Annotated in this window: 17 protein-coding genes; 14 read left to right on the forward strand and 3 right to left on the reverse strand. The window is 64.1% G+C overall.

Annotated elements, in window-relative coordinates; genetic code table 11:
• Nucleotides 1–239: 239 nt before the first annotated feature.
• The 7 genes from ACVWZ5_RS08510 (at nt 240) to ACVWZ5_RS08540 (ending at nt 7,320) form a co-directional block, all read left to right on the forward strand.
• Nucleotides 240–1,187 (forward strand): sugar ABC transporter substrate-binding protein, encoded by a 948-nt coding sequence (locus ACVWZ5_RS08510; RefSeq protein ID WP_062574430.1) that lies wholly within the window; start codon nt 240–242, stop codon nt 1,185–1,187.
• 131 nt (nt 1,188–1,318) lie between these two features.
• Nucleotides 1,319–2,872: a sugar ABC transporter ATP-binding protein gene (locus ACVWZ5_RS08515; protein WP_084941326.1), complete on the forward strand. Its 1,554-nt coding sequence runs from the start codon at nt 1,319–1,321 to the stop codon at nt 2,870–2,872.
• On the forward strand, nt 2,869–3,861 hold the full coding sequence (locus ACVWZ5_RS08520) for an ABC transporter permease (RefSeq protein WP_028691457.1): 993 nt from the start codon (nt 2,869–2,871) through the stop codon (nt 3,859–3,861). The genes ACVWZ5_RS08515 and ACVWZ5_RS08520 overlap by 4 nt, the downstream gene beginning before the upstream one ends.
• Before the next feature lie 4 nt (nt 3,862–3,865).
• Nucleotides 3,866–4,891 (forward strand): LacI family DNA-binding transcriptional regulator, encoded by a 1,026-nt coding sequence (locus ACVWZ5_RS08525; RefSeq protein ID WP_062574429.1) that lies wholly within the window; start codon nt 3,866–3,868, stop codon nt 4,889–4,891.
• A gap of 9 nt (nt 4,892–4,900) precedes the next feature.
• Nucleotides 4,901–5,809: a ribokinase gene (gene rbsK, locus ACVWZ5_RS08530; RefSeq protein WP_062574428.1), complete on the forward strand. Its 909-nt coding sequence runs from the start codon at nt 4,901–4,903 to the stop codon at nt 5,807–5,809.
• Nucleotides 5,806–6,210 (forward strand): D-ribose pyranase, encoded by a 405-nt coding sequence (rbsD, locus tag ACVWZ5_RS08535; protein ID WP_050705224.1) that lies wholly within the window; start codon nt 5,806–5,808, stop codon nt 6,208–6,210. The genes rbsK and rbsD overlap by 4 nt, the downstream gene beginning before the upstream one ends.
• 99 nt (nt 6,211–6,309) lie before the next feature.
• Nucleotides 6,310–7,320, forward strand: coding sequence for a nucleoside hydrolase (locus ACVWZ5_RS08540; protein WP_062574427.1), 1,011 nt, complete (start codon nt 6,310–6,312; stop codon nt 7,318–7,320).
• Here ACVWZ5_RS08540 and ACVWZ5_RS08545 read toward each other — a convergent pair.
• Nucleotides 7,292–7,504, reverse strand: a complete 213-nt coding sequence (locus tag ACVWZ5_RS08545) for a hypothetical protein (RefSeq protein ID WP_062574426.1) — start codon at nt 7,502–7,504, stop codon at nt 7,292–7,294. The two genes, ACVWZ5_RS08540 and ACVWZ5_RS08545, sit on opposite strands and share 29 nt — an antisense overlap.
• 287 nt (nt 7,505–7,791) lie before the next feature.
• Here ACVWZ5_RS08545 and ACVWZ5_RS08550 point away from each other — a divergent pair, with 287 nt between their 5' ends.
• The gene (locus tag ACVWZ5_RS08550) at nt 7,792–8,112 is read left to right on the forward strand and encodes an I78 family peptidase inhibitor (RefSeq protein ID WP_280070479.1); all 321 of its coding nucleotides are present in this window, start codon (nt 7,792–7,794) and stop codon (nt 8,110–8,112) included.
• Nucleotides 8,113–8,359: 247 nt separating this feature from the next.
• Here the strand turns inward: ACVWZ5_RS08550 and ACVWZ5_RS08555 are convergent, their stop codons facing one another.
• Nucleotides 8,360–8,572: a cold-shock protein gene (locus ACVWZ5_RS08555; protein WP_007956027.1), complete on the reverse strand. Its 213-nt coding sequence runs from the start codon at nt 8,570–8,572 to the stop codon at nt 8,360–8,362.
• A 162-nt stretch (nt 8,573–8,734) separates the two neighbouring features.
• The gene (locus tag ACVWZ5_RS08560; protein WP_446846630.1) at nt 8,735–9,037 is read right to left on the reverse strand and encodes a hypothetical protein; all 303 of its coding nucleotides are present in this window, start codon (nt 9,035–9,037) and stop codon (nt 8,735–8,737) included.
• A 333-nt stretch (nt 9,038–9,370) separates the two neighbouring features.
• Here ACVWZ5_RS08560 and thrS point away from each other — a divergent pair, with 333 nt between their 5' ends.
• The 6 genes from thrS (at nt 9,371) to pheT (ending at nt 16,026) form a co-directional block, all read left to right on the forward strand.
• Entirely contained in the window at nt 9,371–11,293 is a 1,923-nt protein-coding gene (gene thrS / locus ACVWZ5_RS08565) for a threonine--tRNA ligase (protein WP_096049896.1), read from the forward strand.
• On the forward strand, nt 11,293–11,844 hold the full coding sequence (infC, locus tag ACVWZ5_RS08570; protein WP_172402370.1) for a translation initiation factor IF-3: 552 nt from the start codon (nt 11,293–11,295) through the stop codon (nt 11,842–11,844). Before thrS ends, infC begins: the two co-directional genes overlap by 1 nt.
• 61 nt (nt 11,845–11,905) lie before the next feature.
• Entirely contained in the window at nt 11,906–12,100 is a 195-nt protein-coding gene (rpmI, locus tag ACVWZ5_RS08575; RefSeq protein WP_003250667.1) for a 50S ribosomal protein L35, read from the forward strand.
• A 28-nt stretch (nt 12,101–12,128) separates the two neighbouring features.
• Entirely contained in the window at nt 12,129–12,485 is a 357-nt protein-coding gene (rplT, locus tag ACVWZ5_RS08580; protein ID WP_003250671.1) for a 50S ribosomal protein L20, read from the forward strand.
• 111 nt (nt 12,486–12,596) lie between these two features.
• Entirely contained in the window at nt 12,597–13,613 is a 1,017-nt protein-coding gene (gene pheS / locus ACVWZ5_RS08585) for a phenylalanine--tRNA ligase subunit alpha (RefSeq protein ID WP_028691467.1), read from the forward strand.
• A 31-nt stretch (nt 13,614–13,644) separates the two neighbouring features.
• A complete protein-coding gene (pheT, locus tag ACVWZ5_RS08590) occupies nt 13,645–16,026 on the forward strand; it encodes a phenylalanine--tRNA ligase subunit beta (protein WP_186596247.1) in 2,382 nt (793 codons plus the stop codon).
• Nucleotides 16,027–16,028 lie beyond the last annotated feature (2 nt).

Genomic DNA, 16,028 nt, shown 5'->3' on the forward strand with positions numbered 1-16,028 from the left:
ACCCCTGCTTTGACTGGGGGTACTCGAATTGACCGCAGGGTCAGGAAGGTCGTGCTTGTTCGGCTGGCCGAATTTATGTAGGAAAAATGTTCGGTTTTTCGGACGGATTGCGGATAATCCGACGTGTGGAGCTGTGGCTGCGTACGCAATGGATTTGACAAAACCTACGGCTGTTTCCATAGTTGATCACCGCAAACGTTTGCGATCCGATAAAAACCACAAGATTCGGAGTCATTTCCATGAAACTGCCGTTCCCCGGCCGTCCACTGGCCCTCGCCGTTTTCTCCTCGCTGATCTTCGCCCTCTCCACTGCCCACGCCGAGGAAGCCCCCAAGGTCGCCCTGGTGATGAAATCCCTTGCCAACGAGTTCTTCCGCACCATGGAGGACGGCGCCAAGGCCTACCAGAAAGAGCACCCGAACGATTTCACCCTGGTGGCAAACGGCATCAAGGACGAGACCGACACCGGCAACCAGATCCGCATCGTCGAGCAGATGATCGCCACTGGCGCCAAGGCCCTGGTCATCGCCCCGGCCGACTCCAAGGCGCTGGTGCCGGTGATCAAGAAGGCCATGGACGCCGGCATCACCGTGATCAACATCGACAACCGTCTCGACCCCGCCGTGCTCAAGAGCAAGGGCATCAGCGTGCCGTTCGTGGGCCCGGACAACCGCAAGGGCGCGCGCCTGGTCGGCGACTACCTGGCCCGGCAGAAGCTCAAGGCCGGCGATCAGGTCGGCATCATCGAAGGCGTGCCGACCACCACCAACGCCCAGCAGCGCACTGCCGGCTTCAAGGACGCCATGGAAGCCGCGCAGATGAAGATCGTCTCGGTGCAGTCGGGCAACTGGGAGATCGACAAGGGCAACGCCGTGGCCGCCTCGATGCTCAACGAATACCCCGAGCTGAAGGCGCTGCTTGCCGGCAATGACAGCATGGCCCTGGGGGCCGTCTCGGCCGTGCGCGCCGCCGGCAAGACCGGCCAGGTGCAGGTGGTCGGCTACGACAACATCAACGCCATCAAACCGATGCTCAAGGATGGCCGTGTGCTCGCCACCCTCGACCAGGCGGCCAGCCAGCAGGCGGTGTTCGGCATCCAGGCGGCGCTGAAGATGCTCAAGGGCGAGCAGCCGGGCGTGGATGCCGACAATGTCATCCAGACGCCAGTCGAGCTGATTACCCAGTGATGTTGTGATCCCTGTAGGAGCAGGCTTGCCCCGTGATCACCGGCCTGACCGGTGCCATGCGCCGCGTCGACGGCTTCGCAGGGCAAGCCCGCGCCTACCGGGGTGTTGTGCCAACCTAGGAGAGTATGGCCATGTCAGTATCGGCCAATGAAACCGTGCTAGCCGTCAGCGGTCTGGGCAAGACCTACGCCCAGCCCGTGCTCGGCGACGTCACCCTCGAGCTGCGCGGCGGCGAGGTGCTGGCCCTGACCGGCGAGAACGGCGCGGGCAAGTCGACCCTGTCCAAGCTGATCAGCGGCCTGGAGATCCCCACCACCGGGCAGATGCGCTATCGCGGCCAGCCCTACAGCCCCGGCAACCGCGCCGAGGCCGAGCGCCTTGGCGTGCGCATGGTGATGCAGGAGCTCAACCTGCTGCCCACCCTGACCGTGGCCGAGAACCTGTTCCTCGACAACCTGCCCAGCCGCCTCGGCTGGGTCAGCCAGAAGCGCCTGCGCCAGCTGGCCAGCGCGGCCATGGCCCAGGTCGGCCTGGACGCCATCGACCCGGACACCCCTGTGGGCGAGCTGGGCATCGGCCACCAGCAGATGGTCGAGATCGCCCGCAACCTGATCGGCGACTGCCATGTGCTGATCTTCGACGAACCCACGGCCATGCTCACCGCCCGCGAGGTGGAGCTGTTGTTCACCCAGATCGAGCGCCTGCGCCAGCGCGGCGTGGCCATCGTCTATATCTCCCATCGCCTCGAAGAGCTGCAACGCGTGGCCCAGCGCATCGCCGTGCTGCGCGACGGCAAGCTGGTGTGCGCCGAGCCGATCCAGCGCTACAACAGCGAGCAACTGGTCAACCTGATGGTCGGTCGCGAGCTGGGCGAGCATATCGACCTCGGCCAGCGCAGCATCGGCGCGCCGCTGCTCAAGGTCGACAAGCTCAGCCGTGGCGACAAGGTGCGCGAGGTGTCGTTCGAGGTCAGGGCAGGGGAGATCTTCGGCATCTCCGGCCTGATCGGCGCCGGCCGCACCGAGTTGCTGCGCCTGATCTACGGCGCCGACCGCGCCGACAGCGGCCAGGTCGCCCTCGGCCAGCCGCCGGTGCCGGTGGTCATCGATTCGCCCAAGGCCGCGGTCAAGGCCGGTATTGCGCTGATCACCGAGGACCGCAAGGGCGAAGGCCTGCTGCTGAGCCAGTCGATCAGCGCCAACATTGCCTTGGGCAACCTCGGTGCCGTGTCCCGCGCCGGCGTGCTCGACCGCGACGCCGAACGCGCGCTGGCCGAGCGCCAGATCGGCGCCATGCGCATCCGCAGTGCCAGCCCTGCCCAAGCCGTGGGCGAGCTGTCCGGCGGCAACCAGCAGAAGGTGGTGATCGGCCGCTGGCTGGAGCGCGACTGCCAGGTGCTGCTGTTCGACGAGCCCACCCGCGGTATCGACGTCGGCGCCAAGTTCGACATTTATGGCCTGCTCGCCGAGCTCGCCCGCCAGGGCAAGGCCATCGTCGTGGTGTCCAGCGACCTGCGCGAGCTGATGCTGATCTGCGACCGTATTGCCGTGCTCAGCGCCGGTCGTCTGATCGACACCTTCGACCGTGATCACTGGACCCAGGACCAACTGCTTGCCGCCGCCTTCGCCGGCTACCAGAAACGTGATGCCCTGCTGCACGACGCAGCCCCCAGGATGGACGCATGAAAACCACAACAAATACGTCGGGCGCCGCGCCCGTGCGCCGCAGCGGCACCTATTTCGGCCTGGGCACCTACCTGGGCCTGGCCGGCGCCTTGCTGGCGATGATCGTGCTGTTCTCGATGCTGAGCAGCCACTTCCTGTCCTACGCCACCTTCAGCACCCTGGCCAACCAGATCCCCGACCTGATGGTGCTGGCGGTGGGCATGACCTTCGTCCTGATCATCGGCGGCATCGACCTGTCGGTGGGCTCGGTGCTGGCCCTGGCCGCCTCGACGGTCAGCGTGGCGATCCTCGGCTGGGGCTGGAGCGTGCTGCCTGCCGCGCTGCTGGGCATGGCCGTGGCCGCGTTGGCCGGCACCGTCACCGGCAGCATCACTGTGGCCTGGCGCATCCCTTCGTTCATCGTCTCGCTGGGCGTGCTGGAGATGGCCCGTGGCCTGGCCTACCAGTTCACCGACTCGCGTACCGCCTACATCGGCGACGCCTTCGCCTGGTTCTCCAACCCCATCGCCTTCGGCATCTCGCCGGCCTTCATCATCGCCTTGCTGGTGATCGTCGCCGCCCAGCTGGTGCTGACCCGCACCGTGTTCGGCCGCTACCTGATCGGCATCGGCACCAACGAAGAGGCCGTGCGCCTGGCCGGCATCGACCCGCGTCCGTACAAGATCCTGGTGTTCGCCCTGATGGGCGTGCTCGCCGGCCTCGCCGCGCTGTTCCAGATCTCCCGTCTGGAAGCCGCCGATCCCAACGCCGGCTCCGGCCTCGAGCTGCAGGTGATCGCCGCCGTGGTGATCGGCGGCACCAGCCTGATGGGCGGGCGCGGCTCGGTCATCAGCACCTTCTTCGGCGTGCTGATCATTTCGGTGCTGGCCGCAGGCCTGGCCCAGATCGGCGCTTCGGAGCCGACCAAGCGCATCATCACCGGGGCGGTGATCGTCATCGCCGTGGTACTCGACACTTACCGCAGCCGGCGCGCGAACCGGCGGAACTGAAACCATGGCAACCATCAAAGACGTCGCGGCACTGGCGGGGATTTCCTACACCACCGTGTCCCATGTACTGAACAAGACCCGCCCGGTCAGCGAGCACGTGCGCCTGAAGGTCGAGGCGGCGATCGCCGAGCTCGACTACGTGCCCAGCGCCGTGGCCCGCTCGCTCAAGGCGCGCAGCACCGCCACCATCGGCCTGCTGGTGCCCAACAGCGTCAACCCGTACTTTGCCGAGCTGGCCCGGGGCATCGAGGACGCCTGCGAGCGCAACGGCTACTGCGTGATCCTGTGCAACTCCGACGACGACCCGCAGAAGCAGCGCAGCTACCTGCGTGTGTTGCTGGAAAAGCGCATAGACGGGCTGATCGTCGCCTCGGTGGGCGAGGACCAGGACCTGCTCGACAGCCTCAGCGGCGTGCGCACGCCGATGGTCATCGTCGACCGCGCCCTGGACGGCGTCGAGGCCGACCTGGTGCGCATCGACCACGAGCAGGGCGCCTACCTGGCCACCCGCCACCTGCTGGAGTTGGGGCACCGCGAGATCGCCACCATCGGCGGCCCGGTGGACACCGGTGTCAGCCAGCTGCGCCTGGCCGGTTTCCGCCGGGCGATGGCCGAGGCCGGCGTGCGCGTTGCCCCCGGCCATGTGCTGCACAGCGACTTCACCAGCCTCGGCGGGCATGCCGCCGCGGCGCGCCTGCTCGACGGCGAGCGGCCCACGGCGATCTTCGCCGGTAACGACATGATCGGCTTCGGCGTGTTGCGCGCCGCCGCCGAGCGCAATATCGACGTGCCCGGCGAGCTGTCGGTGATCGGTTTCGACGATATCGAACTGAGCCGCTACGTGTACCCGGCGCTGACCACGGTCGGCCAGTCGATCCGTGAACTGGGCGAGAGCGCCGCCGGCCTGTTGCTGTCGCGCATCGTCACGCCACGGCGCGACGGCGGCGCCGAGCAGCGCATCGTCGCCCCGCGCATCGTTTTGCGTGAATCCACCGGGCCGCGCCCGGACCTGTTCAACGATTACCGTTAAGGAATACCCATGGATGCCAAGGTGGTGGTGGTCGGCAGCCTCAACATGGACCTGGTGGCCCGCGCCCAGCGCCTGCCCCGGGGCGGCGAGACCTTGCCCGGCGAAAGCTTCTTCACCGCGCCCGGCGGCAAGGGCGCCAACCAGGCGGTGGCCGCCGCGCGGCTGGGCGCCAGCGTGGCAATGGTCGGTAACGTCGGTGATGACGCCTATGGCCAGCAGTTGCGCCAGGCGTTGAAGCGCGAGGGTGTCGATTGCCAGGGCGTGAGCCTGTGCGAGGGCGTGTCCAGCGGCGTGGCGCTGATCGTGGTGGATGCCGCCAGCCAGAACGCCATCGTCGTCATTCCCGGCGGCAACGGCCTGCTCGGGCCCGAGTCGGTGAGCCGTTTCGACCACCTGCTGCAGGGCGCCGAGGTGATCATCTGCCAGCTGGAGGTGCCCACCGCCACCGTGGCCTGGACCCTGGCCCGTGGCCGCGAGCTGGGCAAGACCGTGATCCTCAACCCGGCGCCGGCCAGCGGGCCGCTGCCGGCGGAGTGGTATGCCTACATCGACTACCTGATCCCCAACGAGAGCGAGGCCGAGGCCCTGGCCGGGGTGCAGGTAGAGGACCAGGACAGCGCCCGCCGGGCGGCCGAACGTCTGCGTCAGCTGGGCGCGGGCAAGGTGATCGTCACCCTGGGCGGTGAGGGTGCGCTGTTGGTCGATGCCGCCGGCAGCCGGCAGTTCCCGGCGCCCCGGGTGCAGGCAGTGGACACCACGGCGGCCGGCGACACCTTCGTCGGCGGCTTTGCCGCTGGCCTGGCGCGCGGCCTGCCCGAGGACGAGGCGATCGGCTTCGGCCAGCGCGCCGCCGCGTTGTCGGTGACCCGTGTCGGCGCGCAGCCTTCGATCCCTTACCTGAAGGAGCTGGCGCCATGAAGAAGACGCCACTGTTGAATATCGCCCTGTCGCGGACCATCGCCGGGCTGGGCCATGGCGACATCCTGGTGATCGGTGATGCCGGCCTGCCGGTGCCGCCGGGCGTGGAACTGATCGACCTGGCGCTGACGCCGGGCATCCCGGACTTCGCCAGCGTGCTGCGCGTGGTGCTGAGCGAGATGCAGGTCGAGCGCCATGTGCTGGCCGAGGAAGTGTTCCAGGCTTTGCCGCCAGGGTTGGCCGAGGTCGAGCGGCTGCATGCCGGCGGCGAGCTGGGCCAGCGACAGGTGCTTAGCCATGCCGATTTCAAGACCCTGTGTCGCCAGGCCCGGGCCGTGGTGCGTACGGGGGAGTGCAAGCCCTACAGCAATATTGCCCTGGTGGCTGGCGTTACCTTTTAGACCGAATGCGAGGGCTGTGCCCTCGATCGCCGGCAAGCCGGCGAAAGGGCCGCAAAGCGGCCCCTGTTGAAATCATCCCCTAGCAACAAGGAGTGCTGAATGTCCCTCAAATCCCTGCTCCAAGGAGCCGTCCTCATGTCCGCGCTAGCCGCCACCGCCGTCATGGCCGCGCCCCGCGACCTGATCATCGACACCGACCCCGGCGCCGATGACGTGGTGGCCCTGCTGCTGGCCATGGCCTCGCCCGAGGAACTGAAGATCCGCGCCATCACTACCGTGGCTGGCAACGTGCGTCTGGAAAAGACCTCGCGCAACGCCCGTCTGGCCCGCGAATGGGCAGGCCGCGAAGAGATCCCGGTGTACGCCGGGGCAGGGCGGCCGATGGTGCGCACGCCGATCTACGCCGCCAACGTCCACGGCGAGGAAGGCCTGACCGGCGTCCAGGTCCACGAACCGAAAAAGCCCCTGGCCAACGGCAATGCCGTGCAGTACCTGATCGACACCCTGGGTGCTGCTGAGCCCCACAGCATCACCGTGGCCATGCTCGGCCCGCAGACCAACCTGGCCCTGGCGCTGATCCAGAAACCCGAGATCGTCAACGGCATCAAGGAAGTGGTGGTGATGGGTGGCGCCCACTTCAACGGCGGCAACATCACCCCGGCCGCCGAATTCAACCTGTTCGCCGACCCCCACGCCGCCGAAGTGGTGCTGGCCAGCGGCGTCAAGCTGACCTACCTGCCGCTGGACGTCACCCACAAGGTGCTCACCAGCGACGCCCGCCTCAAGCAGCTGGCGGCGGTGAACAACAATGCCAGCAAGCTGGTGGTGGACATCCTCAACGCCTACATCAAGTTCGACATGGACAACTACGGCATGCCCGGCGGCCCGGTGCACGACGCCAGCGTCATCGCCTACCTGCTCAAGCCCGAGCTGTTCAAGGGGCGCCAGGTGCATATGGTGGTCGATAGCCGTGAAGGCCCGACCTTCGGCCAGACCATCGCCGACTGGTACGGCGTGCTCAAGCAACCGGCCAACGTGATGTGGATCGAGGAGGGCGACGCCCAGGGCTTCTTCGACCTGCTCAGCGCCCGCCTGGCCCGATTGAAATAGCCTCGTGCGGCGCGTGGCGCTCAAGTACTTGCTCGATGAAGCTGCGCGCCGCGTCACCCCCGCGGTCGCGCACCAGCAGGTCGACGGCGATCAGCATCAGTTCTTCGGGCGTGCTCGGGCTGTAGGCGCTCTGGCCTTCGTCCCACTTGACCTTGATATCGGCGTCGATGCTGTGGCTGCTCATGGGGCGGTTCTCGCTGGGCCTGGGTGATAGGTCGAATACCGCATCCTGGCGTTCGAAGGGGAGGCGTTTCGCGCTCCGCTTCTTGCAGTAAATCATGCCTTTGCGTGACGGGACCTGCGACTTAAGCATAAGGGGCGCGGTTGGCCGAACCGACGGTTCGGTGCAAAATCCGGTGACGATTGTCTTTCGCGTCAAGTGGCCAAGTCAGGCAGAATCGTGCGAATTTGCAACAAATGCCTGGAGGAATTGTCGCATCAGGCAGTTCCCGGCTTTATTTAGGAGGATTCATGTTCCGTACCCGCGCTTGCCTGGCGACCTTGCTGGTGGCTTCCGTTCTGACAGGTTGCAGCACCGGTGGCTCCTCGGGCGGCAGCAGTACCCAGGCCACCCCGGCCGGCAATGATGGCCGCTGCGAAGCCAGTGGCGCCGACTTCACCATCGGCAAGCTGGCCTCGCCAGAGTTGTTGGAGCAGGCGCGCAAGGCTAGTGGCTCGCAGATGGCGCGCATCCTCAAGCCTCACGACATGATCACCCTCGAATACCGCTCCGAGCGGTTGAACCTGAATGTCGACGACAAGGGTGTGGTTACCCGCGTCAACTGCGGTTGATCCAAGCCCAGTATTGGCCCCCCTGTCGGCGCGGCCTTGTGTCGCGAAAGGGGCGCAAAGCGGCCCCGGCAATTTCTGCTTCGACGCCGATATCCTGGGGCTGCGTTGCAGCCCTTTCGCGACACAAGGCCGCTCCCACAGGGGGGCGGCCAGCCTGACCGTTCAAGGTAGCCGGTTCCGACAAGCTGCAGCGCAGCCAATAAAAAACCCGCCACAAGTGGCGGGTTTTTTTGCAGCTATCCGAAAATTACTCCGGACGAACCTGCGCAGCCTGCATGCCCTTCTGGCCTTTTTCGGCAACGAAGGAAACAGTTTGGCCTTCTTTCAGGCTTTTGAAACCGTCGGTTTCGATAGCCTTGAAGTGTACGAACAGGTCGTCGCCGCCGCCTTGAGGAGTGATGAAGCCGAAGCCTTTCTCATCGTTGAACCACTTGACGGTGCCGGTTTGGCGATTGGACATGGGGTGAATCTCCAGAAACATGATTTTTTATCGGGGTGCAATGTCGCGAAGCTTCAGTGGCACCGACGACACTATAGTCCATTTCTACGCATCTAGCGCCTTTTACCTTCGCAGGATGTTGATACAGCGCAAAAGATGCGTGAAATGGCCCGCTAACCCTGGTTATTTCGGCATGCAGGAGGCCTGAACCACCTGCCGGGCCTTCTGCATCAGCTTGGCGTCAACGCCGTCCTTGCCGTCGAGCTCATCGATCTCCTTATCGTTGAAATTCTTTTTGATGGCTTGGGCGCCACACTCGCAGTGCTTCTTCGCCGTCGCCGCGTCCACGCCCTGGCCGCTCGCCACCTGTTGGCACTGGGTCATGTAGTGCGCTTCCTTGCCGGCGGGGAAATTGCCTGCGTTGGCAGCCAGCGGCAGCAGCAGGGCGCTTGCGGCGCAGGCAGCCAGAAGGGACTGAAGTCGCATAACCGGACACTCCTTGGGTAAAGGTCTCATCAAGAGTAGGTTGCTTCAGAAGGTCTGATAGGAAATTTTCCGTACAAGTTCACCCCGGCGGCGTAATTTCCAAATATTTCCGCGACCCGGTGCAACCCGCGTGCTAGCATGCTCGGCTTGCGGCTCGCCACCGGCGGCCTGCAACTTTTACCTTCCAGTCACTCTGGTTCGACCCTGGCAGGCCGAAAGGTCTCTGCCACTGTGAGGCAGGCTTTCCCGCGGGAAAGGCAGGGCGGATCTTGTACTGGCTCATCCCAACCCACGTGACCTTTGGTAGGGGTCACCACTAGGAGAGGAGGCGCCATGCCCGTTATTACTCTTCCCGATGGCAGTCAACGCACGTTCGACCAGCCGGTATCCGTAGCCGAAGTCGCCGCATCCATTGGTGCGGGCCTGGCCAAGGCCACCCTGGCCGGCAAGGTCGACGGCAAGCTCGTCGATGCCTGCGACAAGATCGACCACGACGCCACCCTGCAGATCATCACCCCTAAAGATGAAGAGGGACTGGAGATCATCCGTCACTCGTGCGCCCACCTGGTCGGTCACGCGGTGAAGCAGCTGTACCCGACCGCCCGCATGGTGATCGGCCCGGTGATCGACGAAGGCTTCTACTACGACATCGCCTACGAGCGTCCCTTCACCCCGGACGACCTCGCCGCCATCGAAAAGCGCATGCAGCAGCTGATCGACACGGACTACGACGTCGTCAAGAAGATGACCCCGCGCGCCGAAGTCATCGATGTGTTCACCCAGCGTGGCGAAGACTACAAGCTGCGCCTGGTCGAGGACATGCCGGATGAACAGGCCATGGGCCTGTACTACCACGAAGAATACGTCGACATGTGCCGTGGCCCGCACGTGCCGAATACTCGTTTCCTCAAGGCATTCAAGCTGACCAAGCTGAGCGGCGCCTACTGGCGTGGCGATGCCAAGAACGAGCAGCTGCAACGCGTGTACGGCACCGCCTGGGCCGACAAGAAGCAGCTGGCCGCCTACATCCAGCGCATCGAAGAAGCCGAAAAACGCGACCACCGCAAGATCGGCAAGCAGCTCGACCTGTTCCACCTGCAGGAAGAAGCCCCGGGCATGGTGTTCTGGCACGCCAACGGCTGGACCGTGTACCAGGTGCTCGAGCAGTACATGCGCCAGGTCCAGCGTGAAAACGGCTACCAGGAGATCAAGACCCCGCAGGTCGTCGACCGCATCCTCTGGGAGCGTTCCGGCCACTGGTCCAACTACGCCGAGAACATGTTCACCACTTCGTCGGAAAACCGCGACTACGCGGTAAAACCGATGAACTGCCCGTGCCACGTGCAGGTGTTCAACCAAGGCCTCAAATCGTACCGCGACCTGCCGCTGCGCCTGGCCGAGTTCGGTGCCTGCCACCGTAACGAGCCGTCCGGCGCCCTGCACGGCATCATGCGCGTGCGTGGCTTTGTACAAGACGACGCGCACATCTTCTGCACCGAAGACCAGGTGAAGAAAGAAGCCGCCGACTTCATCAAGCTGACCCTGGATGTGTACAAGGACTTCGGTTTCACCGACGTCGCCATGAAGCTCTCGACCCGTCCCGCCAAGCGCGTGGGTTCCGAAGAGCTGTGGGACCGCGCCGAAGGCGCGCTGGCCGACGCCCTGAACGAGTCGGGCCTGGAGTGGGAATACCAGCCGGGCGAGGGCGCGTTCTACGGTCCGAAGATCGAGTTCACCCTGCGCGACTGCCTCGGCCGTAACTGGCAGTGCGGCACCCTGCAGTACGACCCGAACCTGCCGGAGCGCCTGGACGCCAGCTACATCGCCGAAGACAACAGTCGCGTGCGCCCGGTGATGCTGCACCGCGCCATCCTCGGCTCGTTCGAGCGCTTCATCGGCATGCTCATCGAGCACTACGCCGGCGTGTTCCCGGCTTGGCTCGCGCCGACCCAGGCCGTGATCATGAACATCACCGACAAGCAGGCCGATTTCGCCCTCGAGGTGGAAAAAGCCCTGAACGGTAGCGGATTCCGTGCCAAGTCGGACTTGAGAAATGAGAAGATCGGCTTTAAAATCCGCGAGCATACGTTGCTGCGTGTCCCTTACCTTTTGGTTATAGGGGATCGCGAAGTCGAAACGCAAACCGTCGCTGTGCGCACCCGCGAAGGCGCAGACCTGGGCTCGATGCCCGTCGCGCAGTTCGCTGAGCTGCTGTCGCAAGCGGTTTCCCGGCGTGGTCGCCAAGAATCGGAGTAATGACTATTAAGCGTGAAATGAGAAACGATAAACGAACTGCACCGAAAGCCCCGATCAACGAGAATATCTCGGCACGCGAGGTTCGGTTAATTGGTGCTGACGGCGAGCAGATTGGCATCGTCTCGATTGATGAAGCGCTGCGTATCGCTGATGAAGCGAAGCTGGATCTGGTGGAAATCTCTGCAGACGCGGTGCCGCCCGTCTGCAAGGTGATGGACTACGGCAAGCACCTCTTCGAGAAGAAGAAGCAGGCCAACGAAGCCAAGAAGAACCAGAAGCAGATCCAGATCAAAGAAATCAAGTTTCGTCCAGGGACGGAAGAAGGGGATTACCAGGTAAAACTACGCAACCTGGTACGTTTCCTTAGCGATGGGGACAAGGCCAAGATCTCTCTGAGATTCCGCGGCCGTGAGATGGCCCACCAGGAGCTGGGCATGGAGCTGTTGAAGCGGGTCGAAACCGACCTCGCCGAATACGGCACCGTTGAGCAGCATCCGAAGATGGAAGGACGCCAGCTTATGATGGTCATCGCCCCCAAAAAGAAGAAGTAATCTCCCGGGCACGGCAGGCCTGATGATTATTGTGTAATTTTATCGAATGCGGAGTTCCAACATGCCAAAAATGAAAACCAAGAGCGGTGCTGCGAAGCGTTTCCTGAAAACCGCTTCCGGCTTCAAGCACAAGCACGCTTTCAAGAGCCACATCCTGACCAAAATGTCGACCAAGCGTAAACGTCAACTGCGCGGTGCCAGCCTGCTGCACCCGTCTGACGTGGCAAAAGTCGAGCGCATGCTGCGCGTACGTTAATTTCGGTCAAAGATAGAGGAAGTTACTCATGGCTCGTGTAAAGCGTGGCGTCATCGCTCGTAAGCGTCACAAGAAAATTCTGAAACTGGCTAAAGGCTACTACGGTGCACGCTCGCGCGTATTCCGCGTTGCCAAGCAGGCGGTCATCAAGGCAGGCCAATACGCCTACCGCGACCGTCGCCAGAAGAAGCGTCAGTTCCGCGCACTGTGGATCGCTCGTATCAACGCCGGTGCCCGCACCAACGGTCTGTCGTACAGCCGTCTGATTGCTGGCCTGAAAAAGGCGTCGATCGAAATCGACCGTAAGGTTCTGGCCGATCTGGCAGTGAACGAAAAAGCGGCGTTTGCTGCGATTGTCGAGAAGGCTAAAGCCGTACTGGCTTAAGTACCCACGACAATCATCCGGCGGCGCCTGCGCCGTCGGGTGTAAAACGTCATCGGATAGGGGAAGAGCCTTCAAAAGCTCTTCCCCTATTTTCGTATCTGGAGTCTGTACATGGAAAACCTGGACGCGCTGGTCGCCCAAGCCCTCGAGGCCGTGGAACGCGCTGAAGACATCACTACCCTGGAACAGATCCGGGTTCAATTCCTCGGCAAGAAAGGCGAACTGACCCAGGTGATGAAGACCCTGGGCAACCTGCCAGCCGAAGAGCGCCCCAAGGTCGGCGCGCTGATCAACGACGCCAAGGAACGCGTCACCGACGTGCTCAACGCACGCAAGGCCGGCTTTGAAGAGGCTGAGCTCAACGCTCGCCTGGCCGCCGAATGCATCGACGTGACCCTGCCAGGCCGTGGCCAGACCACCGGTGGGCTGCACCCGATCACCCGTACTCTCGAGCGCATCGAGCAGTTCTTCACCCACATCGGCTACGGCATCGCCGAAGGCCCCGAGGTCGAAGACGACTACCACAACTTCGAAGCGCTCAACATCCCCGGCCACCACCCGGCCCGGGCGATGCACGACACCTTCTATTTCAACGCCAACATGCTGCTGCGCACCCACACCTCGCCGGTACAGGTGCGCACCATGGAAAGCACCCAGCCGCCGATCCGCATCGTCTGCCCAGGCCGTGTGTACCGTTGCGACTCGGATATCACCCACTCGCCGATGTTCCACCAGGTCGAAGGCCTGCTGATCGACCGTGGCATCAACTTCGCCGACCTCAAGGGCACCATCGAAGAGTTCCTGCGGGTGTTCTTCGAGAAAGAACTGGCCGTGCGCTTCCGCCCGTCGTTCTTCCCCTTCACCGAGCCTTCCGCCGAAGTCGACATCCAGTGCGTGATGTGTTCCGGCAAGGGCTGCCGCGTGTGCAAGCAGACCGGCTGGCTGGAAGTGATGGGCTGCGGCATGGTCCACCCGAACGTGCTGCGCATGTCCGGCATCGACCCCGAAGAGTTCCAAGGCTTCGCCTTCGGCATGGGCGCCGAGCGCCTGGCCATGCTGCGCTATGGCGTCAACGATTTGCGTCTGTTCTTCGACAACGACCTGCGGTTCTTGGCTCAATTCCGCTAGGCCCAATCGACGCAACTTTCAGGAGAACAGCATGAAATTCAGTGAACAGTGGCTGCGCGGTTGGGTAAACCCGCAAGTCTCCCGTGACGAACTGGTCGCCCGCCTGTCCATGGCCGGCCTCGAAGTCGACAGCGTGACCCCCGCTGCCGGCCAGTTCAGCGGCATCGTGGTGGGCGAGATCCTCACCACCGAACAACACCCGGACGCCGACAAGCTGCGCGTGTGCCAGGTGAGCAACGGCGCAGAGACCTTCCAGGTGGTCTGCGGCGCCCCGAATGCCCGCCCAGGCATCAAGATCCCGTTCGCCATGATCGGCGCCGAACTGCCGGGCGACTTCAAGATCAAGAAGGCCAAGCTGCGCGGCGTCGAGTCGTTCGGCATGCTCTGCTCGGCTTCCGAGCTGCAGATCAGCGAAGAGAACGACGGCCTGCTGGAACTGGCGGCTGACGCCCCGGTTGGCGAAGACATTCGCAAGTACCTGAACCTGGACGACGCCAGCATCGAGATCGGCCTGACCCCGAACCGCGGCGACTGCCTGTCCCTGGCCGGCCTTGCCCGTGACGTCAGCGCCCTGTACGACGTGCCGGTCACCCGCCCGGTGGTGCCAGCGGTACCGGCCGCCCACGACGAAGTGCGCCCGGTCGAAGTCAGCGCCCCGGCCGCCTGCCCGCGCTACCTGGGCCGCGTGATCCGCAACGTCGACCTGAGCAAGCCGACCCCGCTGTGGATGGTCGAGCGCCTGCGCCGCAGCGACGTGCGCAGCATCGACGCCGCCGTCGACATCACCAACTACGTGATGCTCGAACTCGGCCAGCCGATGCACGCCTTCGACCTCGCCGAAATCAACGGCGGCATCCGCGTACGCATGGCCGAGGAGGGCGAGAAGCTCGTCCTGCTGGACGGCCAGGAAGTCGCCCTGCGCGCCGATACCCTGGTGATCGCCGACCACACCCGCGCCCTGGCCATTGCCGGCGTGATGGGTGGCGAGCACAGCGGCGTCAACACCGAGAAGACCCGCGACCTGTTCCTCGAGAGCGCCTTCTTCGAGCCGATCTCCGTTGCCGGCAAGGCCCGTTCCTACGGCCTGCACACCGACGCCTCGCACCGCTACGAGCGCGGCGTGGACTCGCAACTGGCCCGTGAAGCCATGGAGCGCGCCACCGCCCTGATCCTCGAGATCGTCGGCGGCGAAGCAGGTCCCGTAGTCGAGACCGTGAGCGAGCAGCACCTGCCGAATATCGCGCCGATCACCCTGCGCGCCGAACGCATCACCCAGATGCTCGGCATGGAGATGGACGCCGCCCAGGTCGAGCAACTGCTCAACGCCCTGGAGCTGAAAACCAGCGCCAATGGGGCAGGGCAGTGGACGGTCACCGTCCCAAGCCACCGCTTCGACGTCAGCCTGGAAGTCGACCTGATCGAAGAACTGGCCCGCCTGTACGGCTACAACAACCTGCCGGTGCGCTACCCGCAGGCCCGCCTGGCCCCGCAAGCCCGCCCGGAAACCCGCGGCGAGCTGCCGAACCTGCGCCGTCTGCTGGTCGCCCGCGGCTACCAGGAAGCCATCACCTACAGCTTCATCGACCCGAAACTGTTCGAGCTGTTCACCCCGGGCGTCGAGCCGCTGCTGCTGGCCAACCCCATCTCCAGCGACATGGCCGCCATGCGCGCCTCGCTGTGGCCGGGCCTGGTCAAGGCGATGCAGCACAACCTCAACCGCCAGCAAGACCGCGTGCGCCTGTTCGAAAGCGGCCTGCGCTTCGTCGGCCAGCTCGGTGACCTCAAGCAGCAGCCGATGATCGCCGGCGTCGTCACCGGCAGCCGCCAGCCCGAAGGTTGGGCGAACGGTCGCGACGGCATCGACTTCTTCGACGTCAAAGCCGACGTGGAAGCCCTGCTGGGCTACTCGGGCGCCCTGAGCGACTTCAGCTTCGTCGCCGGCAAGCACCCAGCCCTGCACCCCGGCCAGACCGCCCGCATCGAGCGCGACGGCAAGGAAGTCGGCTACCTCGGCGCCATCCACCCGGAGCTGGCCAAGACCCTCGGCCTCGACCGCCCGGTGTTCGTCTTCGAGCTGGTGCTCGGTGATGTAGTGGAAGGCCGCCTGCCGAAGTTCAGCGAGCTGTCCAAGTTCCCGGAAACCCGTCGTGACCTGGCCTTGATCGCAGGTCGTGATGTAGCTTCTAGCTCGGTGCTTGAAGTAATTCGTGACAATGCAGGCGAATGGCTCACAGACCTCAGGCTGTTTGACGTCTACCAGGGTAAAGGCATTGATCCTGATAGAAAAAGCCTGGCCGTCGGCTTGACCTGGCAACATCCATCGCGCACTCTTAACGACGATGAGGTGAATGAAACCCTGCAAACCATCCTCACCTCGCTTGAACAAAGGTTGAACACCACGTTAAGGAAATAACG

It is taken from the genome of Pseudomonas sp. TE6283 (assembly GCF_054060555.1).

Coding starts and splice junctions, on each gene's coding strand:
- ACVWZ5_RS08510 (WP_062574430.1), top strand. CDS start 240: ATGAAACTGCCGTTCCCCGGCCGTCCACTGGCCCTCGCCGTTTTCTCC.
- ACVWZ5_RS08515 (WP_084941326.1), top strand. CDS start 1,319: ATGTCAGTATCGGCCAATGAAACCGTGCTAGCCGTCAGCGGTCTGGGC.
- ACVWZ5_RS08520 (WP_028691457.1), top strand. CDS start 2,869: ATGAAAACCACAACAAATACGTCGGGCGCCGCGCCCGTGCGCCGCAGC.
- ACVWZ5_RS08525 (WP_062574429.1), top strand. CDS start 3,866: ATGGCAACCATCAAAGACGTCGCGGCACTGGCGGGGATTTCCTACACC.
- rbsK (WP_062574428.1), top strand. CDS start 4,901: ATGGATGCCAAGGTGGTGGTGGTCGGCAGCCTCAACATGGACCTGGTG.
- rbsD (WP_050705224.1), top strand. CDS start 5,806: ATGAAGAAGACGCCACTGTTGAATATCGCCCTGTCGCGGACCATCGCC.
- ACVWZ5_RS08540 (WP_062574427.1), top strand. CDS start 6,310: ATGTCCCTCAAATCCCTGCTCCAAGGAGCCGTCCTCATGTCCGCGCTA.
- ACVWZ5_RS08545 (WP_062574426.1), bottom strand. CDS start 7,504: ATGAGCAGCCACAGCATCGACGCCGATATCAAGGTCAAGTGGGACGAA.
- ACVWZ5_RS08550 (WP_280070479.1), top strand. CDS start 7,792: ATGTTCCGTACCCGCGCTTGCCTGGCGACCTTGCTGGTGGCTTCCGTT.
- ACVWZ5_RS08555 (WP_007956027.1), bottom strand. CDS start 8,572: ATGTCCAATCGCCAAACCGGCACCGTCAAGTGGTTCAACGATGAGAAA.
- ACVWZ5_RS08560 (WP_446846630.1), bottom strand. CDS start 9,037: ATGCGACTTCAGTCCCTTCTGGCTGCCTGCGCCGCAAGCGCCCTGCTG.
- thrS (WP_096049896.1), top strand. CDS start 9,371: ATGCCCGTTATTACTCTTCCCGATGGCAGTCAACGCACGTTCGACCAG.
- infC (WP_172402370.1), top strand. CDS start 11,293: ATGACTATTAAGCGTGAAATGAGAAACGATAAACGAACTGCACCGAAA.
- rpmI (WP_003250667.1), top strand. CDS start 11,906: ATGCCAAAAATGAAAACCAAGAGCGGTGCTGCGAAGCGTTTCCTGAAA.
- rplT (WP_003250671.1), top strand. CDS start 12,129: ATGGCTCGTGTAAAGCGTGGCGTCATCGCTCGTAAGCGTCACAAGAAA.
- pheS (WP_028691467.1), top strand. CDS start 12,597: ATGGAAAACCTGGACGCGCTGGTCGCCCAAGCCCTCGAGGCCGTGGAA.
- pheT (WP_186596247.1), top strand. CDS start 13,645: ATGAAATTCAGTGAACAGTGGCTGCGCGGTTGGGTAAACCCGCAAGTC.